The organism is Citrobacter sp. Cf136, assembly GCF_030333815.1.
Classification (GTDB): domain Bacteria; phylum Pseudomonadota; class Gammaproteobacteria; order Enterobacterales; family Enterobacteriaceae; genus Citrobacter; species Citrobacter freundii.
This window is the reverse complement of the sequence record NZ_JAOWFE010000032.1, coordinates 68746-93299: the sequence shown is the minus strand read 5'-3', so window position 1 is coordinate 93299 and position 24554 is coordinate 68746. Positions and strand designations below refer to the sequence as shown.

The following is a 24554-nucleotide window of genomic DNA, read 5'->3' as shown; positions in this document are numbered from 1 at the left end:
CCGGGTAACAGGAGTTTTTTCTATGGCTAATTTTTTTATTGAGCGCCCGGTCTTCGCCTGGGTTCTTGCTATTATCATGATGCTAAGCGGCGTCATTGCTATTACTCAGTTGCCCATTGCTCAATACCCCAACATTGCCCCACCGGCGGTAACTATCAGCGCATCATACCCAGGAGCCGATGCACAGACTGTACAAAACTCGGTGACGCAGATTATTGAACAGAATATGAATGGTCTGGATGGATTAATGTATATGTCCTCAACCAGCGACGCCTCTGGCAATGCCACCCTGACCCTCACGTTCGAGTCGGGGACCAACCCTGATATCGCTCAGGTACAGGTGCAGAATAAATTACAGTTGGCGATCCCGTCATTACCGCAGCAAGTACAACAGCAAGGTATTAGTGTTGATAAAGCCAGCAGCAATATTTTACTGGTTGCCGCATTTATTTCAGAGGATGGGGCGCTTAACCAGTACGATATTGCCGACTATGTTGCGTCCAATATCAAAGATCCGCTTAGCAGAATCGCAGGGGTGGGCAGCATTCAACTATTTGGTTCACAGCATGCCATGCGAATTTGGCTTGATCCGGTCAAACTCAACCAATATCAGCTTGTCCCTCAGGATGTCATTCAGAAAGTCAAAATACAGAATAATCAAATATCGGGAGGACAGTTAGGTGGTGCACCTCAGGCAAATAACCAGCAGTTGAATGCTTCAATTATCGTCCAGACCCGATTACAAAACACACAGGAGTTTGGAAATATTCTACTGAAAGTTCAACAAGATGGCTCACACGTTACATTGAACGACGTTGCTCACATTGAACTGGGTGCTGAAAGTTATGGCACTGTAGCAAAATACAACGGGAACCCTGCAGCAGGGATTGCGATTAAGTTGGCCACAGGTGCCAATGCCCTGGATACCGCAAAGTTAGTCAAAGAAGAAATAGCCCGACTTTCGCCCTGGTTCCCGCCAGGTCTCAAAACCGTCTATCCCTATGACACCACGCCCTTCATTAAGATATCCATACAAGAAGTCGTTAAAACGCTGGTTGAGGCCATTGTTTTAGTTTTCATTGTTATGTATTTATTCTTACAAAATTTTCGGGCAACACTTATTCCAACAATAGCAGTCCCGGTTGTCATATTAGGCACATTTGCCGTTCTCTCCGTTGCTGGCTTTACCATCAATACTCTGACAATGTTTGGCCTTGTCCTGGCCATTGGTCTGCTCGTTGATGATGCTATTGTGGTGGTGGAAAATGTTGAGCGCGTGATTGCAGAAGAGCACCTTTCGCCCAAAGAGGCTACGCATAAATCAATGTCACAAATACAAGGGGCGCTGGTGGGGATTGTGCTGGTCCTGTCGGCTGTATTTGTACCGATGGCGTTACTGGGCGGTTCAACCGGAGAGATATACCGGCAATTCTCGGTAACGATTGTCGCCGCCATGGCGCTTTCTTTATTAACCGCATTATCGTTAACGCCCGCATTATGTGCCACGCTGCTCAAACCAGCGCATCATGATACCTCCCATTCTGCACCTCGTTTTTTCACACTGTTTAACCAGCACTTTGAGCGTTTTACCCAGCATTACAGCGACAGTACGCGCAAGATTCTGCGAGTCACTTCTCGATATATGATTCTGTATTTACTGATCATTATTGCCATGGTGCTACTGTTTCTACGCATTCCGACCTCATTTTTACCTGAGGAGGATCAGGGCGTTTTGCTGACCATGGCCCAGTTGCCACCGGGTGCTACGCTGGTGAAAACTAATAAAGTACTTGAAGACGTCAGCCACTATTACCTGACGCAAGAAAAAAGTAATGTGGAATCAGTCTTTACTGTCAGCGGTTTTGGATTTAGCGGGCAAGGTCAGAACAACGGGTTGGCCTTTGTAAGCCTGAAACCCTGGTCTGAACGCACGGCAAGTGCCGATGGTATTAATGCGATCATTCAACGTGCCACCAGTGGTCTGGCTACAATAAATCAGGCTATTGTTTATCCCTTCAATTTACCCGCCGTCCCGGAACTTGGCACGGCCTCAGGTTTTGATCTGGAACTTATAGATAAAGCCAATCTGGGTCACCAAAAGCTCACTCAGGCAAGAAATCAGCTCCTCGGAATGGCAAAACAGCATCCCGAACAGGTGGTCGGCGTTCGCCCCAATGGACTGGAAGATACGCCCATGTTTCGGGTGCATGTCAATGCGGCAAAAGCAGAATCTATGGGCGTATCTCTCAACGATATAAACCAGACGATCTCAACCGCGTTTGGTAGCAGCTACGTTAATGACTTCCTGGATAATGGACGCGTCAAAAAGGTCTTCGTACAGGCAGCCATTCCTTATCGCATGCTTCCGGAAAGTATTGATAGCTGGTATGTCCGTAACGCTTCTGGGGACATGGTACCGTTTAGCGCATTTGCCTATACAGATTGGACTTATGGTTCACCGCGTCTTGAACGCTATAACGGCTCTCCTTCAATGGAGATTCTTGGCGAAGCCGCACCGGGAAAAAGCACCGGAGATGCAATGGCATTTATGGTCTCACTCATCGAAAAACTGCCTGCTGGCATCGGATATGACTGGACAGGAATGTCGTATCAGGAGCGTTTATCCACAGACCAGGCCCCTATGCTGTACCTTATTTCAATCATCGTTGTTTTTCTGTGTCTGGCAGCGCTCTATGAAAGCTGGTCAATTCCCTTTGCCGTAATGCTGGTTGTTCCACTTGGCGTAGTTGGCGCCTTATCAGCGACCTGGTTGCGTGGGTTATCCAACGATGTCTACTTTCAGGTTGGTCTACTGACAACAATTGGGTTATCGGCTAAAAACGCGATTTTGATTGTAGAATTTGCCGTTGAAATTATGCAAAAACAGGGTAAAAGCGATATTGAAGCGACATTAGACGCAGCCAGAATGCGCTTAAGACCGATTCTGATGACCTCTTTGGCATTCATTCTTGGTGTGCTTCCATTAGTCATTAGCAACGGCGCGGGTTCAGGTGCACAAAACGCAGTAGGCACAGGCGTGATGGGCGGAATGATTGCCGCAACGGTCCTGGCGATATTCTTTGTTCCCGTATTTTTTATTGTTGTACATCGTTTTTTTACAAAAATAGTGATAAGAAAATAAACAATGTTAGTTAGGATTTATTTATTAAATAATACGTACTGGAGGTTTTGCAACATATCGTAAGAGTGTTTACGATAATATCGGTATCAGTGCAGACTGATCCCCTGAGAAAACATTTGGTATGCTTTCGATTTTAACTGCCCGCAAGGGCAGTTTTTTTTAATGTAATGACTCCGCTATCGGGGCCAGATAATAGTAACAACTAACTACTTAGTTTCAGGTTTTACGAAACTGATTAGCAATATATGCGCAACTAATACCACTCAGCATAAGCTCAATTCCCGTCACCATTGACACCATATAAATTGATGCCTGCGGAGTGGCAGTAATAAAACACCATGCAATAAAGAGATCCAATATACCTATAACACCCTGTAACCATACCTTTTTCTCTTTTCTGTGCTTAAAAAAGTTAGTCAGTCGGATAATTCCACCTAAACAAAATAGACATGCCAAAAAAGTTGCGATAGCAAAAACACCCAATTCAGGTGCAGTAATAAAAAAATACCCCATCAAAAAATATGCAATACTGACGACTACCCCAGAAACAACTGGCCAAAAATTATGCACCCTGTTTTTAAACATACCCACTGCTAACGCTACACCACTGCACATCAAAATCCCACCGACAATGATACTGAGCACGCCTCCAGACACATAAGGGAAAAGGATAAAAAGCACCCCACCCAAGAACATCAGGCATGCCAAGAACTTAAGAAACCGCCGCTGTTTGACCAGCACATCATCGTCAAGCTTAGATAGAATATCTCGTGTTACATTTAACATTTGCTTCTCCTGTTAGTCAGAGTACTACTGACAACATTAATTTATTCTAAATATCATCAATAAATACTACGTCATTAATAATATAGTCCGATGATTTCTTCTTAAACGCCTTACAACTATCTAATAACAAAAGAGAATATTGGACATATTAAAAACCCCATTCAATTCAAAATATGACATCCACGCTGTTCCAGGATATATATTTAATGTCGCAATCAGACTTTTCACCCATAGATATTAATTGATACACGAGGTACGTTAGATGAATAAAACATTAAGCATGATCGTTGGCTCCCTACTCATGATCCCTGCTCTGGGTCAGGCGGCAGAAAATCACAAACCCGTCAGTCAATGGACGTGTGAAGATTTTCTTGCCACAGATACCACATTCCAACCCACAGTGGTTGGCTTTGCCGAGGCGTTGAATAAAAAGGACAAACCAGAAGACGCGGTACTGGATGTTAAAGGGGTTGAAACAGTGACCCCTGCACTGGTGCAGGCATGTATGCAGGATAAAAAAGCCAATTTTAAGAAAAAAGCTGACAGTGAGTGGGACAAAATCAAAAAAGATCTGTAATTAAACCAACACCAGTAATTTTTTTATTGATATCACTGAAGCGAGAACTGTACCCCAACAGTTCCCGCTTCAGTAAATTAATTGTACTAAAGACACTATGAGGTTATATATGAAACGCGTACTTATCACACTTACTCCCCTGTTATCCTTATTTATGCTAAACGTCCCTGTTACGCATGCGGCAGACAACAGTCCTGATAAAATGACCTGTCAGGAGTTTATCAATCTGAATCCTAAGGCCATGCTTCCAGTTGCATGGTGGATGCTCAATGAAGAAACGGTTTATAAGGGTGGTGATTCTGTTTCTCTGAATGAAACAGACCTTACCAGCATCCCGCAAGTCATTGAATATTGCAAACGCAACCCACAATCAAAATTATATTCATTCAAAGACAAGTAATTATCCATTAATAAATTAAGTAGTAATTTATCTTTCGTATGAAAAATAGCCAAGTTACATCTTTTTATAAACCTTAAGCAAGGGGCACAGGGTATATGGGAATATTACCTGTACAATTACAAATACTGGATCCAGCGAATACAGCATTTATGCTGTTATGCACCAGTCTGGTCATGTTAATGACACCGGGACTCGCTTTTTTTTACGGGGGGTTAGTCCAGCGTAAAGGCATACTCACCATTATGTTTCAGAGTTTTGTCTCTATGAGCTGGGTAGCCATATTATGGTTTGCTGTGGGTTATTCCCTGGCCTTCGGTCCCAGCCTCAATGGCATTATTGGCAATCCGCTTCACTATGCGTTTTTACAAAATATCAATGCGAACACGCTGTTCACCGGTAATGACGCAGGGATCCCAATCCTGGTACATTTCGTCTACCAGATGATGTTCGCCATTATCACTCCGGCCCTTATTACTGGCGCTTTTGTCGGACGGGTAAAATTCAAGGCGTACCTGATTTTTATTACCCTTTGGACATTATTCGTTTACTGCCCGTTTGTGCATATGGTCTGGAGCCCGCAGGGCGTGATGGCTAAATGGGGAGTAGTTGATTTTGCCGGTGGTATTGTTGTCCACGCGACAGCAGGATTCGCTGCGCTTGCTTCCGCTTTATACGTCGGGCGTCGAGTCATTCAACCCGATGGTAGCCACAACATTCCTTATATTGCTCTGGGGGCGGGATTACTGTGGTTTGGCTGGTATGGGTTTAACGCAGGCTCTGAATTACAGGTTAACACAATTACTGTTTCTGCATTTGTCACCACCGACATTGCAGCTGCTTTTGCCGGTGCGACATGGCTACTCATTGAGAAAATGCATACCGGTAAACCAAAGTTTGTTGGCTTTCTGACAGGAGCTGTCGCAGGCCTTGCCACCATAACCCCTGCTGCGGGGTATGTTTCAATTCAATCAGCCGCATTAATTGGCATTATTGCCGGTTTTGTCTGCTACTACTGCGCACTGTTCGTTAAAAAGTATGTTGATGATGCACTGGACGTTTTTGGCGTACATGGTATGGGAGGAATTACAGGCTCAATCCTGCTTGGTGTTTTCGCATCACAGGCATGGAATAGCAAAGGACCTTCAGGTTTGCTGGAAGGTGGTGGCATTTTGCAAGTTGCAAAACAACTCGCCGCTGTGCTTATTACCAGCATATGGTCTTTTATCTTTACCCTTCTAATCTTGTGGATAATTAACAAATTCACCCCAGTGCGAATTTCGACCAATGACGCCCGCCAATCTCCTGATTATTCAGCGTTTGGCGAAGATGCCTATACCCTTTCAGGTAAGGAGTAATTTATGAAACTTAGCCCCAGAGAAATAGAGAAAATCATGATTTACTCACTTGCCAGCGTGGCGCAAAGTCGGAAAGAAAAAGGAATTAAGTTAAATTATCCGGAAGCCGTTTCTATTATTGCGTCAACTGCCATGGAAAGTGCCAGAGAAGGAAATGATCTGGAAACCGTCATGAATAAATCAAGAGATGTTTTGACTAAAGACGACGTTATGGAAGGCGTCGCTGACCTTATCCCACAAATACAGGTTGAGGCTATTTTTACCGATGGCAGCAGACTGGTAACCGTGCACGACCCTATTCGTTAAGAGCGGGAGAAATAGACTATGTCGCAGAACAAAGAAGCAGAAAATGTACCCTATGGTGGCTACGTTCTGGGAGCCTCCCCTATTTCATTTAATACCGAGAAACCTGTAACCAAAGTACGTGTCAAGAATACAGGGGATCGACCGGTCCAGGTAGGATCACATTTTCATTTCTTTGAAGTTAATAAAGAACTGGAGTTTGATCGCGAAAGCGCACTGGGTAAACGCTTAAATATTACCGCCACAACAGCCATTCGCTTTGAACCCGGTGATGAGATAGAAATAGAACTTATCCCCTATAGCGGTAATAACGATATTTTTGGTTTTAATAACCTTGTCGACATGACCGGTGAACAGTTCGCTGAAGTGATCAACGATCCCATGAAGTTAAAATCACTCATTGATAACGCCCGGCAAGCCGGTTTCAAAATGCCTACTAATCCTAGCTGAGGACCTATTATGCCAACAATATCCAGAAAGGAATATGCCAGCCTGTTTGGTCCAACGATCGGTGATAAAATTCGTTTAGGTGAAACTGATTTATATATTGAAATCGAACAAGATCTACGCGGTTATGGTGACGAATCGGTTTATGGCGGCGGAAAATCATTACGCGATGGTATGGGTGCTAATAATCAGTGTTCCCGCGACCAGGGCGTTCTCGATCTAGTTATTACCAATGTCACGATAGTTGATGCCAAACTAGGGGTTATTAAAGCAGATGTTGGTATTAAGGATGGATTGATATCGGGCATTGGTAAAAGCGGCAACCCAGCAATTATGTCTGGCGTCACGCCAGGGATGACGGTCGGGCTTAGTACCGACGCTATTTCTGGTGAACACTTGATTCTGACTGCGGCAGGTATCGACTCTCATATTCATCTGATCTCCCCTCAGCAAGCATATGCCGCATTGTCTAACGGTATCACCACCTTCTTCGGTGGAGGAATTGGGCCCACTGATGGTACAAATGGTACCACTGTGACCGCTGGACCAAAGAATATGCGTGCCATGCTACGTGCATGGGAAGGTATTCCAGTCAACATTGGCCTACTGGGCAAAGGCAATGCCTACAGTAAAGCTCCCCTCCAGGAGCAAATTATTGCCGGTGCCGTTGGGCTGAAAGTGCATGAGGACTGGGGTGCCACGCCAAACTCGCTCCGCCACGCACTTCGCACCGCCGATGATATGGATATTCAGGTCTCCGTACATACTGACAGCCTCAATGAAGCCGGATATGTTGAAAATACGATTGCGGCCTTTGAAGGACGGACAATTCACACCTTTCATACAGAAGGCGCTGGCGGTGGTCATGCTCCGGATATTATTAAGGTCGCCAGCCAACCAAACGTTCTGCCAAGTTCGACCAATCCAACGTTACCTTTTGGTATTAACAGCCAGGCAGAACTGTTCGATATGATTATGGTGTGCCACAACCTGAATCCTAACGTTGCTGCCGATGTTTCATTTGCAGAAAGCCGCGTTCGTCCTGAAACGATTGCAGCAGAAAACATTCTGCATGATATGGGTGTTATATCCATGTTCTCCAGCGATTCTCAGGCAATGGGTCGCGTAGGAGAAAACTGGCTGCGTCTGGTGCAAACTGCGCATGCGATGAAAGTCGCTCGCGGGAAATTACCGGAAGACAATCCGAATAACGACAATTTCCGTGTTCTTCGATACGTTGCCAAAATTACGATCAACCCTGCCATTACACAAGGTGTTAGCCATATTCTTGGTTCTGTTGAAGTGGGTAAGATGGCTGACCTTGTACTCTGGGAACCTCAATTTTTTGGGGCCAAGCCGAAACTTATTATTAAAGGGGGGATGATTAACTGGTCCTTAATGGGTGATCCTAACGCTTCTCTGCCAACTCCTCAGCCCGTCTTCTATCGCCCTATGTTTGGTGCTATGGGAAAAACGTTGCAGGATACCTGCATTACCTTCGTATCACAGGCTGCCCTTGAGGATGGTGTTAAAGAAAAAGCCGGGCTTGAGAGACAGGTGGTTGCAGTTAATAACTGTCGTAGCATTAGCAAACATGACCTTATCAGAAACAATGCAACCCCACACATTGATGTGAACCCAGAAACATTTGCCGTAAAGGTTGATGGTGTGCATGCAACCTGCCAGCCCATTCAAACTGCTGTTATGAATCAAAAATATTTCTTTGGTTAAAAGGAAAGCTGTTATGTATTTAATCGAAAAAACCCTCGGAAATATAAATTCCCGTGGCGAGCTTGATCTCTCCGCTGAAGGAATTAAACACGATGTACTGGTTCTTGAACAATGGGAAGCACAGAAAAGCCGTTGCCGGAAAAAAAGTCAATTCGGCTACGATATCGGTTTATCGCTGGACCGTCATATCCGCCTAAATGATGGTGATATTCTTTTATATGATAAAGCCAACCGATATTTACTTACGGTAAAAATACAGCTACGGCGCGTAATGGTTGTCGATCTTGGATTATTTGGCGTAGAAAAAATCACTGACCTTCTCACCCGAGCGTTTGAACTAGGTCACGCTTTAGGAAATCAGCACTGGAAAGCCGTCATAAAAGGATACTGTGTTTTTATTCCTATTGTTGTAGCCGACAAAATGTTGGCTTCAGTCATGAAATCTCATGGTTACATTGAAGGGCAATACTATTTTACGGAAGGTGAAAAAGTCATCCCGCTCTTAACACCGTCTGAATCCCGACTTCTTTTTGGTGGCACAGAAGAAGCGCATACGCATGTACACATTGACCACTAACGTAATAAGGTTGCCAATCATGTCAGAGAGCTCACATAGGTTACTTAATATCGCTCGGATACTACAATTTGGCGATTCAGTCCTTCCTGTCGGGGCATTTACTTTTTCCTGTGGAGTTGAATCTGCCATATCTTGCGGCATTGTCTACAATCGGCAAACCCTGAAGCAGTATGTCTGTACCGCCCTATTGCAGGCCGCAAAGTGCGATGCTGTCGCGCAAATACAAACCATGCGCGCCTGCCGCAGTAACAGGTTAAATGAGCTTATCTCAATTGATAATGATTTGATCAGTAGAAAATTATCTCCAGAACCCAGACTGATGACCCAAAGAATGGGAAAAAAATTAACTGAACTTTCAGCCGCTATTTACCCTGATCCGGTATTTAACTGGTGGCTCGAGCAAATTCGCCAGGGAACGGTTGTTGGCACCTACCCTGTTTCCCATGGGCTACTCATGAGCCATTTAGATCTTGATGAAGATGCGATGCTGGCCATGCATTTTTATGGCGTAGCAATGACCATTCTCAGTGCCGCGCAAAGACTGATGCGGATCACACATCTGGATAGCCAAAAAATTCTGGCCGAAGTCACGTCACTTTTTCCTGATTACGCTGAAATGGCGCTCAACACCCGACCGGAAGAAATGTCTTCTTTTTCACCGATGATCGACATTCTGGCAGCTGTTCATGTCGATGCCCATGTACGTTTGTTTATGAATTAACTGAGGTTAGAAATGAAAAAAATTACTCGAATTGGCATTGGTGGTCCCGTGGGTTCAGGAAAAACGGCCATTATTGAAGTTATTACTCCCGTTCTTATTCGTCGCGGATATAAACCTCTGATTGTGACTAATGATGTGGTCACTACGGAGGATGCAAAGCAGGTCAAAAGAACACTGAAAGGAATATTAGAAGAAGAAAAAATCATTGGCGTTGAAACAGGGGCATGTCCACACACAGCAGTGCGCGAAGATCCCAGTATGAATATTGCGGCCGTGGAAGAAATGGAAGATAAATTCCCGGATAGCGATTTAATCATGATTGAAAGCGGTGGAGATAACCTTACCCTCACTTTCAGTCCTGCATTAGCTGACTTTTATATCTATGTTATTGACGTCGCTGAAGGTGAAAAGATTCCACGTAAAAATGGTCCAGGCCTGGTACAGGCCGATATATTAATCATCAATAAAATTGATTTAGCGCCCTATGTAGGTGCCAGTCTGGAGGTAATGGAAGCGGATACCCGTTATGTCAGAAATAATCGTCCTTATATTTTAACTAACTGTAAAACAGGTGAAGGCATTGAACAACTGGTGGATATGATTGAGCGCGATTTTTTATTTGGTCACACTATTGAAGGAAAACAAGATGACTCATCCACAGAATATAAATGACGAGGTAGAGAAGACCCGGAAACGTTGGGACAAGCAAATCCCAAAAGAGTATCGTCAGGAGCCAGAGCAAATGCCCAGTGGGGCAATCGGTAAAGATGGTTTTTTGTACCTGGGTTTCACGCGTTCCGGGAGAAAAAGCATTCTTCATCGTATGGAAAAGCGCACACCATTATTTGCGCAAAAGGCATTGTATCATGACGAGGCACTGCCTGATCTTCCCTGCGTGACCGTGATATCGACTTCAGGCTGTGTTCTGCAGGGAGATCGCATGGTGTTATCCATTAATGTGGGTGAAAATGCTTTCGCCAGCGTCAACACACAATCAGCAACCAAAGTACATTCGATGGATAAAAACTATGGCGCGCAAATTCAATTTATCCAACTTAACGAGAATTCCTATCTGGAATACCTACCCGATCCTTTAATCCTGCATCGCAATGCAAGATTTGTTAACGATACCGTTATTGATTATAAAAGAAACGCAACACTTATTTATTCAGAAGTTATTATACCGGGACGTCGTTATCATCATGAAAACGAGCTTAATGGTTTTGATTATTATTCCTCAACTGTATCTGCAAAAGATGAGTCGGGGAATATCCTTTTCAAGGAACAAATTGTGCTAAGCCCCAAGGAGCATCCCATGACAGAAATTGGGGTTATTGGAAGTTTTCAAATTATCGGCACTATTTTTATATTAACCCCAGTAGAAAATATTGCATCCATTCTGTCGACCTTCAAAGCTCATTACGGCAAAGATTGCTGCTATGGGATGTCAACACTCCCTGCGGAATCGGGTCTTATATTCAAGATATTAGCTAATGACAGTAGTATTATAAAAAAACATATTCGTACCGTGTGGGCCACGACCAGAAAAGTCGTTCTGAATGCAGAATTACCGGCCCCCTTTATCTGGAAAAAATAATCATCGCCCCTACTTTACCCTGGTAAATAATGATGACAACACATCCAATCCCAGTATTATGGAAGAATAATATTGATAAGCACTACATTCTCAAAATCATTGATATATCACTACGTGGTTGTGCCCAGGTAATGTTTCAAAACAACCCCTTCACAGGGGTATTGTTTTTTATTGCTATATTTATCGCTGCTTATAGCAATAATAATCCTTTGGCTGCATGGGGATGTGTAATTGGAACTGTCCTTGCTTCAATAACAGGAGCCATAACTCATGATGTAAAAGGTTGGCGGGACGGCCTCTATAGCTATAATGGCTGTCTGGTAGGCATTGCTATTCCGGTATTTATCACTGCAACGCCGTTAATGTGGTTCTGCCTGATCGTTGGTAGTGTCGTGTCAGTTATTGCTACGGTGTGTATTGCCGATATATTAAAAACGTGGAAAATAGCTGCATTAACAGCGCCGTTTGTGCTAACAACTTGGGTAATTCTACTGGCCAGCTACGCCTTTCATGAAATCTATGGTTCGGGTTTGCCCTTACCAGAGCTGCCCCAACATTATATCCCGACAACTCCAAGCAGTTACTCGTTTAGCTTTTTTATTGACGGCACCCTGCATGGGATATCACAGGTATTTTTGTTTCCTGGGATCCTTGCAAGTTTATTCTTCATTGCAGGTCTGGCCGTAGAATCTGTTGTATGCGCCTGCTATGCCGTCGTCGGTTCTCTAATCGCGACACTGCTTGCTTATTATCTGGGTGCTAATGCTCATGACATTTCTTCAGGGTTGTATGCCTTTAGTGCCGTTCTGACATCAGTTGCTTTGGGCACCGTATTTAATCAACCTGGTTGGCGAGTATTTATTTATACTATCTCAGGGATCATTTTTACAGTTTTTATTCAGGCCGCCATGAATGTGCTTTTAATGCCTTTTGGTATACCAACATTAACCATGCCATTTGTTATTTCATCATGGTTATTCCTGGTACCAAATAAAGAATTTATGCCCGAGCATCGTCATTCCTGAATCAATGAGAGAATCATCATGACTGAAGAATTTCTTTTCCGACTTATATTAGCCAGTCTGCTCGGTGGCGTAATTGGTCTGGAGCGTCAAATTCGCGCTAAAGAAGCAGGTGTACGCACACATATCTTGATTGGTATTGGTAGTGCTATGTTCATGATAGTTTCTAAATACGGTTTCTATGATGTTATTGAACATACCCATATAGGATTAGATCCCAGCAGAATCGCAGCTCAGGTTGTCACTGGCGTGGGATTTCTCGGTGCAGGAAATATTCTGGTACAAAAACAAACCATCAAAGGATTAACAACAGCCGCGGATGTGTGGGTCACCGCGGCAATAGGCCTGGTTATCGGCAGTGGAATGTATGAAGTTGGCATCATAGGTACGATTATGGCGCTCATCGTGCTGGAGTTGTTCCGTCAGCTTACCTACCGCTTTTTAAATCGCCATCTGCATCTACGTATGCGAATTGCAGCCGGGACTACGCAGGTTGTTCTGGCCTGGATTACTGAACAGGGATATCGCATCCAATTGCGTTCACTGGCTAATGATACATCCGATTGTCATGTTCTCACGGCAAACGTTGAGTATACGGACGCAACCTCAGTGAATCAGATACTTTCTTCACTTAAAGAAAACCCTGCAATTAAAGAGGTTTCTGTGGCATAACACTATTCACATGTTAATTATATTATGTGCGATAGTTATCTTATTTATCATTGGTTGTTTTTACATTTAAAATAGGATTTAACTATTATATTAGGAGATACATGCTTTGAAAGCTGTGTTATACAATACGTGCTTTCCCCTGCACTTTAACAACTTAATCCTGGTCTTTAAAAATGACCTGCGGTGTTTTTTCACAATAGATAACATGAAATCTTATGCCGTACTAAATCACTCATTTTTCTGAGTTTAAGCAGTAACATTATATTATACTTATGGCAATGATAGGTCTTCAATGTGATATGCATTTGCTCAGCAATTGAAGAACATGATCTTTGCTGCAGAATATAGGTAAGAATCTGGTGCTGTCGTCGAGAAAGCGATAATTCCGGAGTAATAGCATAATTTTCATTGCAATTTAGCAAAGAAATGAAGCTACTCAGCGAAACGTTTCGATTTACAAAAAAAACGGGGGTATCACCGAAGCAACGTTTGATTCTAAACGGTGAGAGTATATAAATTTTTGAGGGCTTAATTTTCTCCAATTGATACGCTAAACGAGTATGGAAAATATTGTTATTCAATGTATCAATGATCACTTTCGCATTGTGATTTTCTACAGCACATAGCTCATGTACGTGCTGAACATGAACGATCACATCATTCTTAAAAAGATGATAAATAGCCTGTAACAACATAATATCTTTAGTAAATATCAGAAACACTATCCTCTCCTGTTATGCGCATCTTAGTTAACAAATCTTATAATCACCAATGGCAACTATCTATACACCATCGTTTCAAAATCAGTCTATTAATGACAATATTGGGGAAAATATGAATACTGCAGGCTGGCTACTAAAGGGAGGAGAAGCGAAAACATCCGTCTTCCACCTCGGTAGGTATTGTAGCGAATGGAAAGCATCAACATACTCCTATGGTGAACCGAGTTTTCATATCGTCCTGAGTGGGGAGTGCTGGCTGGATTTGTTTAACCAAAAGCCACGTATTAAGCTGGAAAAGGGAGATATCCTCTTCTTTTTTAATAACTTCCCTTTTTTTCTGGCCTCATCTCCTGATATAAACCTTGATGATTTACCCCGCAAACAGATGAGTAAAATTGAAGACTCATCTTCAGAATCCACCGATCTACTTTGTGGTTTCATTCAACCCAGAACAATCGCCAGCCAATTGCTATTTGCCTTACTTCCGGACATTTTTGTGATCAAACAAAAAGACGACGTCAGCAATAAAATACACTCTCTCTTTGAGTTACTACTGACTGAAGTAAACGCATCTGCCGATGAAAACAATTGCATTATTGCACAGCTGACCGATGCTATATTGCATTATGTCATTAGCGAATCTTCTTCCTTATATGATATTGACGTAAATCTCTTGAATGCCGCAAATGATGAAGCCTTAGCCAAATTAATCATTGCGATAATAGACAACCCACAATATTCATGGTCACTGGATGATATGGCTCGCTTCACCTATATGTCGCGCTCGACATTTATTCGCCGTATATTGAAAGCGACAAGCTACACACCGAATCTGGTATTAAGTAAATTAAGGATTTATGTCTCATTAAACCTGCTTAGAAGAGGTATAAAAAATGAGGATATTTACAGCAGAGTCGGATATGAATCATTATCTGGATTCTATCAGGCATTTAAGCGCGTTATGGGTACCGCGCCTGGAGGCCATCTCTCATCTTGCAAATAAACTACCCATGGGGTAAATCCCTGGTCTATCTGGAGAACGCTTCCACATTCTGGCATCCCGCCGAACGTTAAGGTTATAATCCTTACAACAATTTTTTGGATTAGAAGCGACAATGACAAAACTTACCCTACAAGAACAGATGCTTAAAGCGGGTCTGGTCAGCAGCAAAAAAATGGCGAAAGTGCAGAGAACGGCGAAAAAATCGCGCGTTCAGGCTCGTGAAGCCAGAGAAGCGGTTGAAGAGAATAAAAAAGCGCAGATCGAGCGTGATAAGCAACTCAGCGAACAACAGAAGCAGGCCACGTTGTCTAAAGAGTATAAAGCGCAGATCAAGCAACTAATTGAAATGAATAAAATCACCATTACCCGTGGCGATATTGGTTACAACTTTACTGACAATAATCTGATCAAAAAAGTCTATGTTGATAAGGTGACTCAGTCTCAGTTGATCAAGGGCCGTCTGGCTATTGCCCGTCTGACGGCTGAAAGTGGTAGCGAGAGCGAATACGCCATCATTCCGGCAGTCGTCGCCGACAAGATTGCCCAGCGCGATGCAAGCTATATCGTGCTTAATTGCGAACTGAGCCAGGAAGCTAAGGATGAAGACGATCCGTATGCTGATTTTGTCATTCCTGATGATCTGATGTGGTAAGCAAAATCTCTCAATAATCACCCGGAATTTCGTCACATATTTCGGTGAACGCTCACGCTGCCACCGAAATACTGTCAACGTCTCTTCATCCCCACATTCCGCCTGCTAAAACTTATAGTGTTCTTTGCTCAGTCCGTATTTTCTCATGCGTAAATAGAGTTTTTTACGCGGGATTTGTAAATACTCCGCGACTTCATTAATACGCCCCTGATGGATATTTAGCGCTTCAGTAATGATCTGCCGCTCGTACTCGTCGACCCGACGATCGAGCGGTGTCGGTTGAGGCAAATGCAGTTGCGGATTCGCGGTTTCAGCCAGTGGCAATAGCCCAACGGCAAAAAGCTCGGCGGCATTGGCCAGTTCCCGAACATTGCTTAACCACACGCGACGCCGCATACCTTTTAGTAATTCCCCGTCAATCTCAGGCACAGGATGGTTCAGACGCAGACAGGCTTTCTGCAGATAATGGCGAAACAGCGGTTCAACATCATCCGGGCGCTGAGACAACGGCTGGCAACCAATTTGCGTCATCGCAAAACAGTAATAGAGTTCGGCCACAATCTGGTTGGTTGCCGCCAGTTCCACCAACGAAGTGGCGCCAATGCCAATTAGGCGAAACGGACGTCGCTCCTGGCTTTGCAAATGCACCAGATGGTGCTGCTGTTCACGCGTCAGGCACTCAATATGGCTCAGAACCAGCGTTCCCCCTTGCGCCTGGGCAATAAGGTCATTGAGTTGTTCCGAGTTCCCGGGTGTCAGTTCACCGCGAATAAACGCGCCTTCAGCGCTGCGCCCAAGTTGATGTAAATAACGGGCCCCGGTCATACGCCCGGTTCCCGGCTCGCCATAAAACCAGACGGCAATATCCGTTTCCGCCAGTTGCCGTAAACGCTGGCGATACTGATTAACCCAGTCACTGTAGCCGACCAGTTCAACTTGTAGCTTTTGCTGGCAATAGTGACGACGTGCAATCACAGATTTTCTCTGACGCAACGCATCCTCTACCAACACCAGCAGTTTGCCAGGATCAACCGGTTTTTGCAGAAAGTCCCACGCCCCTTTCTTCACCGCGTCCACCGCCATCGGAACATCGCCATGCCCGGTGATCAACAGGATCGGAAGCTGATTGTCATCCTGATGAAACAACGTCATCAGGTCGATTCCATTACAGCCAGGCATACACACATCGCTCAGGACAATCCCTGGCCAGTCGGCCTGCAACCAATTTCGGGCATCAAAAGGGTTACTGCATGCGAATACATGATATCCCTCCTGTTCAAGCAACAGGGTGTAAGCGTCGAGAACATCGGCATCATCATCAATAAGCAGAACAGAATATTCATCACTCAACATCGTTTACATCCGTCAGATTAAATTGCAGAACGACGCAGGCATTGCGCCCCGGGGTTGACGCCAGGCGCAGTTCGCCGTTCATTTGCATCATTAACGATACACAAATCGATAAGCCAATACCGAGGCCAACATCCTTACTGGTGGTAAACGGTTTTAACAGTGATGGTAATAATGCCCCAGGCCAGCCGGGGCCGTTATCGCTGATAAATACGCACAACCGGCTGCCTTCGGCCTGCCAGTGAACATCTATTTTCGCCGCTACCGGACAGGCATCCAGCGCATTTGCCAGGACGTTTACCAGCACCTGCTGAATACGCACTTCATCACCAGCCACCCACACGCTCCGATCTGGGAGCGTCAGCGTACCCTGCTGTGGCTTATGCCGCATGGACAACAGTTCCCAGGCAGCATTGAACGTTTGTCGGAGATCGACCGGATGCAGAGGCGTACCTGGCTCGGCCCGGCGCGCAAACTGACGCAGCGAACGGATAATGGCATCAATGCGAGTAATCAGTCCCTCCGCTTTGGTTAATGTGCTTCTGGCCTGAGCGGATTGCCCCTGTTCAATTGCCCTCCCCGCCGTAAACAGGTACATCGACAGCGCATTCAGCGGTTGATTAATCTCGTGCGCCAGCGTGGTCATAGTCTGGCCGACCACCGCCAGTTTTGCGGTTTGGATCAGCTCATCCTGCGTTGCGCGAAGATCGGATTCAATCTCTTTGCGCTCGGTCACTTCCTGCTCCAGCTGATTTTTTTGCGCGCTCAACTGGCCCAGAGTATGGCGCAGCAAGCCTGCGATACGCCCCAGTTCATCGCGTCCATATACCGGGATAGTGGCATCCGTTCTGCCAAGACCAATTTGCACCACGGCCTGGTTGAGCGCAGTAAAACGTTTCACCAGACGCGAACGAATGAAAAAGTGATTAAGCCCCCAGGCGAGAAGTAGCGCCAGCAGCGTCGCCAGCAGGATAAGTCCACCGCTGACACGAACAATTTGTTCCAGCCGTTGGTTAAACGTCTGCATTTGCTGATGGCTGCTCCCCAGTTGCGCTTCAAGCAGTGTTCGAAAGCGCCCAAGTGTGGCCTCTCTGGCATGGCTGGCATCAACGAGCGCTTTTTGCGCTGCGACATAATCTCGCATGGTATCGGGCATTTTATTTTTCATCATCCCGATTTCCAGCAGCTCATCGATAGTTTGTCGCAGGGTGATAGTGCTGGGCCAGTCATCAAGGGTACGGATATTTTCATCCGCCGTTTTCTTCAGATTTTCCAGGTAGCGGATGTGATTCTCCACCAGCATTCCGTCGTCGCTACCCGATTTCAGTTCATTAAGCCTGTCGCGTAAATCATCAACGATCTGGTTTTCAATTCTTGCCAGGGTGTAAACCTGCTGCTGCTCGTTTTGCACCTCTCGGGCACGTTTGAGATACAGCGCCGCATCACCATTTTTGGCCTCGATTTGATCCAGCAACGTCCCCTGCTGCCAGGTAAAATCCTGCACCAGTGAATTCAGCTCAGTAGTAAAATCATCATGTAGCCAATCAATGCGCGCGGAAAGTTCGCTCACTTTTTCGCGTACAAGGAACATGTTGTAGAGCACCCGATCCAGTTCCGCCATCAGCGCCCGGCTGTCTTGCAAAATCACCGCCAGTTGCTGCTGTTCTGCTGGTTGCAATCCCCTGCTCAGCACTTCGATTTTATCCAGATGCGAGATTATCTGATTGCGCAGTTGCAGCCTTACCGTCGTATTGGGAGCCAGCAGGAATTCATTAAGCTGGTCCACAACCAGGTTGAGATTCCCTTCAATCAAAAAAGCGGAATGCACGCGCGGGAAGTAATCATCAAGCGAATAGCGTATCTGCGAGCTCTGCTCATGCCAGGAGTACAAACTGACGCAGCTTACGCTCAACGTCAGTAATGCACCCGTCAGAAAGGCTCCTCGCAGACTGCTGCTGATGCTGAGCTGACGCAGACGGTGCAGTATCGATCCACCTTTCATTTTAATTCTTCCAGTTTTGATATCGCCTGACGCTGATTTTTAAGAAACCAGAGCTGCCACTCCATCATCTGCTGTTCGGCAACGCTTTTATTATCAAACTGCGCAAGCCAGGCTTCATCTTCACTACTTTTGGCATCTATCGGAACGCTGGTCAGTAAGGCTCTGATTTCGGGTAGCGGGCGTTTCAGGCGAGCTTCCGCACTGTATAGCGCCCGCCATGCATCCTTTAGTTGCGCAAGACGAAAACTGATGGCGGTATCAAACATCCGCTGCACCAACTGTTGCCGCTTAAGGATCAGCCGATAATTAAGCGCAGGCTGGTTCATTAAAATAGCCTGCTGAGCAGCGCGGGGATTATCAGATGCGAGCTGCGTTACCGGGTATTTCCCCGTATTCGCATCCGCAAGGATCCGCTGTCCCTCCGGGCTTAACAAATAGCGGATAAAACGACGCGCTTCATTGGGATGCTGGCTGTTATTGAGAACAGCAACATAGGTTGGCGATACCGCCGAGCGTGGAAAATAGGTAAACGCCAGGTGAGGATCGTTAAGCAACAAGTTGGCATAATTATCAATGACCGGCCCCGCAACGCCAAGGCCGCTCTTAATTTTGTCGGCTACGCCAAAACTGCGTGATGAAATCGTCACCAAATTTCCAGCACTCGCCAGTAATGTCGCCCAGCCCTCTTCCCACCCTTTTTGCTGTAGCAACGACTCAACCATCAGATGGTTGGTATCGGAACGCGACGGGCTACTCATTAACAAAGCGTTCTGATATTTAGGATGCGTTAAATCCCCCCAGTCAGCAGGAGGCGACAAATGACGCGCCGCCAGCGCAGAACGGTTAATCAATAGGCCAAAACCAGATATCGCAACAGCCACGGAGGTAGAACGAATCGAGTCCGGCACCAGCCGCTGGCTTTCCGGCAGCACATTATCGAAGGGCGCCAGCTTCTGATGCTCCTGAAGATGCTGCAACAGCATGGGCGACGAGGTCAAAATCAAATCGACGTTCTCCGCATTGGCAGTATCAAGCAGTTGTTCCAGTGAACTGCTGGTCCGGTTTAATGTGCGAATCATCACCGACCCCGGTTCCGTCTGCCAACGCTGAATAATCCAGGCCGTTGCCCCCGGTGAAAAGGTTGTTGCCATTACCAGCTCTTTACCCTGCGCCAGACAACTCACCGACAGCGACATAAAACAGAGCGAGATCGCCCAACAACGGCCCCGGTCCAAAAGTCTGTTTGTGATCCCGTTCATAAATACCAACATGTGCAAAAAATAATATTGAGACAAAACTTACCCGTTTATCACTGCCAGAGTGAAGAATAAGGTTATTCGTAGAATAACCAAACGGAAAGTGACGGCATCGGTAAAGAATACCCGAAAATGCAGCCTGAATTTGTTAATATCCGCACACGCCGATGATAAAAACGTCCGTAAAAGAATAGAATTGAAAATCCATTATTTAAAAAGAGTCAAAATCAGCCACGCAATCCACAAATTGTGTCAATAGTGACTCATTTCATCAACTTGAGTTTCTCTGCCGTCTATTTCACTCTTCACTGCGAAAAATCCTGATATTCACATCAATATAAATTTAGGTGATGATATGTTATCAATATTTAAAGCAGGGCCAGCGGCAAATAAAGTCCCGGCGGAGAAAGTCCAGGAAACGTATGGCCGATACCGCATTCAGGCATTACTCAGCGTATTTCTTGGCTATCTTGCGTACTATATTGTGCGCAATAACTTCACGCTCTCAACACCGTACCTGAAGGAACATCTGGATCTCAGTGCCACACAAATTGGTCTACTCAGCAGCTGCATGCTTATTGCTTATGGGATCAGTAAAGGCATTATGAGCAGCCTGGCAGACAAGGCCAGCCCTAAGGTCTTTATGGCATGCGGCCTGATTCTGTGCGCCATTGTAAACGTCGGTTTAGGATTCAGTACCGGATTCTGGATTTTTGCCGCTCTGGTCGTTTTCAATGGTTTGTTCCAGGGTATGGGCGTTGGCCCTTCATTTATTACCATTGCCAACTGGTTTCCGCGTAAAGAACGTGGACGCGTTGGCGCATTCTGGAATATCTCTCACAATGTTGGCGGTGGTATTGTTGCCCCGATCGTGGGTGCCGCCTTTGCCATTTTGGGGAGCGAGCACTGGCAAAGTGCCAGCTATATTGTTCCGGCCGGTGTGGCCGTCCTGTTCGCTTTTATTGTGCTAATGCTGGGGAAAGGTTCACCACGCCAGGAAGGCTTACCGGCTCTGGAACAAATGATGCCGGAAGAAAAAGTCGTATTAAATTCCCGACACACTGTCCAGGCGCCAGAAAATATGAGTGCCTTCCAGATCTTCTGCACCTATGTGCTGCGTAATAAGAATGCCTGGTATGTTTCACTGGTAGATGTCTTCGTCTATATGGTGCGTTTTGGCATGATTAGCTGGTTGCCAATTTATTTATTAACCGAAAAACATTTCTCGAAAGAGCAAATGAGCATCGCTTTTCTGTTTTTTGAATGGGCAGCAATCCCTTCCACATTACTGGCGGGTTGGCTTACCGATAAACTGTTTAAAGGCCGTCGCATGCCGCTGGCCATGATTTGTATGGCGCTGATTTTCGTCTGTTTGATCGGCTACTGGAAAAGTGAATCCCTGCTGATGGTCACTATTTTTGCCGCCATTGTGGGTTGCCTGATCTATGTTCCACAGTTCCTCGCTTCTGTTCAGACGATGGAAATCGTCCCCAGCTTCGCAGTGGGGTCAGCGGTAGGTTTACGCGGATTTATGAGCTACATTTTTGGCGCGTCGCTGGGAACCAGCCTGTTTGGCGTAATGGTCGACAAAATGGGATGGCATGGCGGATTCTATCTGTTGATGGGTGGGATTGTCTGCTGCATCCTGTTTTGCTACCTCTCTCATCGTGGCGCGCTGGAGCTCGAACAGCAGCGAAAAAATGCTCAGCAAGAGGAAGCCTCACTCCAGTTGGCGGATGCCCGGTAATTCATTTCGCTCTCACAAAAAAGTGCCAGCGATGCTGGCACTTCAATAACTCAGATAAATAAAAAAGCTCAACGTGATAATTTATTGCTAAACGTAACATTCCAAATTATTGCTTACCGTAACCCACCATAAAGCGAATAATTAAACCGCAAGCAGGAGCAAGAAACAGGAATAACCCGGTTACCATTTCGTTACCATTGGTCAATCGCATAGTAAAAAAGTAAATTAATGCCGTAAGGATGGCCATGCCGAGAAAAGCGCTGATTGACGCCGCAGCGCCCATAACCTGCCAGATATAGCAACTGACGCACAAAATGCTCAGAGCGAGAAAGATCCAGAAATAGAGCATAGCGATACCTCCTGTTTGCCGTAAACTTAACGTAAGTCCTTACACTCCCTTAACTTTATATTCTAAGACAATTCCTATCCTCGTGCAATTTCAGCAACATCTTAGTTACAAAAATCCTTCACCTGCATACTATTACTCTCTCGGGCAGACATTTATTTAATCTGCATAAAAACAACGGATTATATATAGGTTAATTTTTGTTCTTAATCGCCTTAAAAACATTTACGAATCTTGAGTAATTATTTCTGGCTGACATTAATTTTCGGGTGTACATTGTGCGTCCGATCATTCATGCCCCCTCGTGGTTTTGTCCTGACTCAGTTTTACACTCTTTACAGGAACCAATGTCGTTCATGGCGGCCTAACGATCAGTAAAGAGAGTAAAGCGAAAGACAAAGAATCTTCGCGATACATCTATTTCGTATCAACAACAGGTGCTTATGTTCCCCCAATGTAAATTTTCACGCGCGTTTTTGCATCCGCGCTACTGGCTCACGTGGTTTGGTGTTGGAGTGCTCTGGTTACTGGTACAGCTTCCCTATCCCGTATTGTGTTTTCTTGGTACCCGTACAGGAACGCTGGCTCGTCCATTTTTAAAACGCCGTGAATCTATTGCACGTAAAAATCTCGAACTCTGTTTCCCAAATTTGTCGCAGGAAGAAAGAGACAAACTGGTCGATGAGAATTTCCGTTCACTCGGCATGGGGCTACTTGAAACAGGTATGGCCTGGTTCTGGCCGGACCGTCGGGTGCGTAAATGGTTTGATGTAGAAGGACTGGACAACCTGAAACGCGCCCAGTTGCAAAATCGTGGTGTGATGGTTGTAGGTGTACACTTTATGTCGCTCGAGTTGGGTGGCCGCGTAATGGGACTTTGTCAGCCAATGATGGCGACCTATCGCCCGCACAACAATAAGTTGATGGAGTGGATCCAAACCCGCGGTCGTATGCGCTCCAACAAGGCGATGATCGGCAGAAATAATCTGCGTGGTATCGTCGGCGCTCTGAAAAAAGGAGAAGCCGTATGGTTTGCCCCCGATCAGGACTACGGTCGTAAAGGAAGCTCATTTGCCCCCTTCTTTGCCGTCAAAGATGTGGCAACCACCAACGGTACCTACGTGCTGTCGCGTTTGTCGGGTGCAGCGATGCTGACCGTAACCATGGTGAGAAAAGCAGATAACTCTGGTTATCGCCTGTTCATCACGCCTGAAATGGAAGGTTACCCGGCTGATGAGTGCCAGGCAGCGGCCTATATGAATAAAATTATCGAAAAAGAGATCATGCGCGCCCCCGAGCAGTATCTCTGGATCCACCGTCGCTTCAAAACGCGCCCGATGGGTGAAGCCTCGTTATATATCTGAAAAGAAAGGCCGCAAGGCCTTTCTTTTTTTCTACGGCTGAATTACTTCACGCCCCATTTATTGTGGAGTTCAGTCATTCGTTCGCTGTAGCTTCGGGCAATGCAGGCTGGCTCATCATCCTTCTCCTTCCAGCACTCGTTGCGTCCTTTGATCCAACCGCGCTGCTCTGCTTTTAACATCGGATCATTCTTCGATTTAGCCAGTGCCTGTTTAAAAATTTCGTTCAATTTCAGATCCATTGCAGAGAGCGATGGGCTCTGGCAAATAATATCTTCCGCACTTCCCTTTTGAACAGCAGAGCAGGAGTAAGACGGACCTGCGTTAGTCGATTTTTTCGCTGGAGAATAATCAATATTATCCTCCGGCAGGCAAACCCCGTGCTTACGATTAGGTCCAGTCCAGGATACGTCCGGATTTCCGTCATCTTTGCGGGAGATAGAAACGGTATTTTTACCACTTGTCGCCTCCCAATAGTTTTCATTGAAAGCCTTCACCGTCGCCTTCCCGCCATCAATCCAGACATTGCCTTTACCATCACTATTCACACCACCAATACTTGCGCAGCTGAAATTGAACGCCAGCGGCGAGGCCGCCATCGACGTCAACGGCGTAAGAGCGAGTGCTAACATCATTAACCTGGTCATTTTTAACCTTTTCATTATTAAATTCCGCGAAAAATTAACCGCATTAACATCATGGCGATATGAGAACTATCCGAGTAAGCATTCCGTCGCTCAATAGCAATTTATTACCGAAAGAAATTAAACTGTCGCCGAATCACG

At 45.5% G+C, this 24554-nt stretch carries 24 protein-coding genes; 17 read left to right on the top strand and 7 right to left on the bottom strand.

The window, feature by feature from the left end; translation table 11 throughout:
- Window positions 1-22: 22 nt before the first annotated feature.
- Window positions 23-3142: an efflux RND transporter permease subunit gene (locus tag OGV98_RS04760; RefSeq protein ID WP_202581132.1), complete on the top strand. Its 3120-nt coding sequence runs from the start codon at window positions 23-25 to the stop codon at window positions 3140-3142.
- Window positions 3143-3358: 216 nt separating this feature from the next.
- On the opposite strand, the gene OGV98_RS04755 is transcribed toward OGV98_RS04760, so the two are convergent.
- On the bottom strand, window positions 3359-3928 hold the full coding sequence (locus tag OGV98_RS04755; protein ID WP_003845049.1) for an HdeD family acid-resistance protein: 570 nt from the start codon (window positions 3926-3928) through the stop codon (window positions 3359-3361).
- 262 nt (window positions 3929-4190) lie between these two features.
- Between OGV98_RS04755 and hdeA the strand changes: the two genes are divergently transcribed.
- The 12 genes from hdeA to OGV98_RS04695 all read left to right on the top strand — a co-directional run bounded on the left by hdeA (window position 4191) and on the right by OGV98_RS04695 (window position 13330).
- Window positions 4191-4505, top strand: coding sequence for an acid-activated periplasmic chaperone HdeA (gene hdeA, locus OGV98_RS04750; protein WP_057102354.1), 315 nt, complete (start codon window positions 4191-4193; stop codon window positions 4503-4505).
- A 109-nt stretch (window positions 4506-4614) separates the two neighbouring features.
- On the top strand, window positions 4615-4905 hold the full coding sequence (gene hdeB / locus OGV98_RS04745; RefSeq protein WP_003845047.1) for an acid-activated periplasmic chaperone HdeB: 291 nt from the start codon (window positions 4615-4617) through the stop codon (window positions 4903-4905).
- Between the two features lie 95 nt (window positions 4906-5000).
- A complete protein-coding gene (locus OGV98_RS04740; protein WP_202581131.1) occupies window positions 5001-6260 on the top strand; it encodes an ammonium transporter in 1260 nt (419 codons plus the stop codon).
- Window positions 6261-6263: 3 nt separating this feature from the next.
- Window positions 6264-6566: an urease subunit gamma gene (locus OGV98_RS04735; RefSeq protein ID WP_003845045.1), complete on the top strand. Its 303-nt coding sequence runs from the start codon at window positions 6264-6266 to the stop codon at window positions 6564-6566.
- A gap of 18 nt (window positions 6567-6584) precedes the next feature.
- Window positions 6585-7013, top strand: coding sequence for an urease subunit beta (locus tag OGV98_RS04730; RefSeq protein ID WP_202581130.1), 429 nt, complete (start codon window positions 6585-6587; stop codon window positions 7011-7013).
- Window positions 7014-7022: 9 nt separating this feature from the next.
- The gene (locus OGV98_RS04725; RefSeq protein WP_003845042.1) at window positions 7023-8741 is read left to right on the top strand and encodes an urease subunit alpha; all 1719 of its coding nucleotides are present in this window, start codon (window positions 7023-7025) and stop codon (window positions 8739-8741) included.
- A 13-nt stretch (window positions 8742-8754) separates the two neighbouring features.
- Window positions 8755-9318 carry an urease accessory protein UreE gene (locus tag OGV98_RS04720; RefSeq protein WP_003845040.1) on the top strand — a complete coding sequence of 188 codons (564 nt, stop codon included), beginning with the start codon at window positions 8755-8757 and terminating at the stop codon, window positions 9316-9318.
- A 19-nt stretch (window positions 9319-9337) separates the two neighbouring features.
- Complete coding sequence (locus OGV98_RS04715) at window positions 9338-10039, top strand: urease accessory protein UreF (RefSeq protein WP_032939218.1); 702 nt, start codon at window positions 9338-9340, stop codon at window positions 10037-10039.
- 12 nt (window positions 10040-10051) lie between these two features.
- Window positions 10052-10711, top strand: coding sequence for an urease accessory protein UreG (ureG, locus tag OGV98_RS04710; RefSeq protein ID WP_003845037.1), 660 nt, complete (start codon window positions 10052-10054; stop codon window positions 10709-10711).
- Window positions 10686-11636, top strand: a complete 951-nt coding sequence (locus OGV98_RS04705) for an urease accessory protein UreD (protein WP_049002840.1) — start codon at window positions 10686-10688, stop codon at window positions 11634-11636. Before ureG ends, OGV98_RS04705 begins: the two co-directional genes overlap by 26 nt.
- Window positions 11637-11668: 32 nt before the next feature.
- Window positions 11669-12661 (top strand): urea transporter, encoded by a 993-nt coding sequence (gene yut, locus OGV98_RS04700; protein WP_080975650.1) that lies wholly within the window; start codon window positions 11669-11671, stop codon window positions 12659-12661.
- Window positions 12662-12679: 18 nt separating this feature from the next.
- On the top strand, window positions 12680-13330 hold the full coding sequence (locus OGV98_RS04695) for an MgtC/SapB family protein (protein ID WP_003845032.1): 651 nt from the start codon (window positions 12680-12682) through the stop codon (window positions 13328-13330).
- Between the two features lie 191 nt (window positions 13331-13521).
- Here OGV98_RS04695 and OGV98_RS23525 read toward each other — a convergent pair whose 3' ends face one another.
- Window positions 13522-14052 (bottom strand): helix-turn-helix domain-containing protein, encoded by a 531-nt coding sequence (locus OGV98_RS23525; RefSeq protein WP_044714095.1) that lies wholly within the window; start codon window positions 14050-14052, stop codon window positions 13522-13524.
- A gap of 49 nt (window positions 14053-14101) precedes the next feature.
- Between OGV98_RS23525 and OGV98_RS04690 the strand changes: the two genes are divergently transcribed.
- Together OGV98_RS04690 and OGV98_RS04685 are read left to right on the top strand one after the other, a co-directional pair.
- A complete protein-coding gene (locus tag OGV98_RS04690; RefSeq protein WP_202581129.1) occupies window positions 14102-15055 on the top strand; it encodes an AraC family transcriptional regulator in 954 nt (317 codons plus the stop codon).
- 112 nt (window positions 15056-15167) lie between these two features.
- Window positions 15168-15707, top strand: coding sequence for a DUF2058 domain-containing protein (locus tag OGV98_RS04685; protein WP_003839289.1), 540 nt, complete (start codon window positions 15168-15170; stop codon window positions 15705-15707).
- 105 nt (window positions 15708-15812) lie between these two features.
- Here OGV98_RS04685 and pgtA read toward each other — a convergent pair whose 3' ends face one another.
- Genes pgtA through pgtC form a run of 3 tightly spaced genes read right to left on the bottom strand, consistent with a single transcriptional unit; the run spans window position 15813 to window position 20255 of the window.
- Window positions 15813-17060 (bottom strand): two-component system response regulator PgtA, encoded by a 1248-nt coding sequence (pgtA, locus tag OGV98_RS04680; RefSeq protein ID WP_003839279.1) that lies wholly within the window; start codon window positions 17058-17060, stop codon window positions 15813-15815.
- Window positions 17050-19044, bottom strand: a complete 1995-nt coding sequence (gene pgtB / locus OGV98_RS04675; RefSeq protein WP_170926233.1) for a two-component system sensor histidine kinase PgtB — start codon at window positions 19042-19044, stop codon at window positions 17050-17052. Before pgtB ends, pgtA begins: the two co-directional genes overlap by 11 nt.
- An 11-nt stretch (window positions 19045-19055) precedes the next feature.
- Entirely contained in the window at window positions 19056-20255 is a 1200-nt protein-coding gene (gene pgtC / locus OGV98_RS04670; protein WP_103790837.1) for a phosphoglycerate transport regulator PgtC, read from the bottom strand.
- Window positions 20256-20670: 415 nt separating this feature from the next.
- Here pgtC and pgtP point away from each other — a divergent pair, with 415 nt between their 5' ends.
- A complete protein-coding gene (gene pgtP / locus OGV98_RS04665; RefSeq protein WP_003839270.1) occupies window positions 20671-22062 on the top strand; it encodes a phosphoglycerate transporter PgtP in 1392 nt (463 codons plus the stop codon).
- A 106-nt stretch (window positions 22063-22168) separates the two neighbouring features.
- Here the strand turns inward: pgtP and OGV98_RS04660 are convergent, their stop codons facing one another.
- A complete protein-coding gene (locus OGV98_RS04660; RefSeq protein WP_003028231.1) occupies window positions 22169-22411 on the bottom strand; it encodes a YfdY family protein in 243 nt (80 codons plus the stop codon).
- 440 nt (window positions 22412-22851) lie between these two features.
- On the opposite strand from OGV98_RS04660, the gene lpxP reads away from it, so the two are divergent.
- Window positions 22852-23772, top strand: coding sequence for a kdo(2)-lipid IV(A) palmitoleoyltransferase (lpxP, locus tag OGV98_RS04655; protein WP_003845019.1), 921 nt, complete (start codon window positions 22852-22854; stop codon window positions 23770-23772).
- A 41-nt stretch (window positions 23773-23813) separates the two neighbouring features.
- On the opposite strand, the gene OGV98_RS04650 is transcribed toward lpxP, so the two are convergent.
- Complete coding sequence (locus OGV98_RS04650; RefSeq protein ID WP_003839265.1) at window positions 23814-24431, bottom strand: lysozyme inhibitor LprI family protein; 618 nt, start codon at window positions 24429-24431, stop codon at window positions 23814-23816.
- Window positions 24432-24554 lie beyond the last annotated feature (123 nt).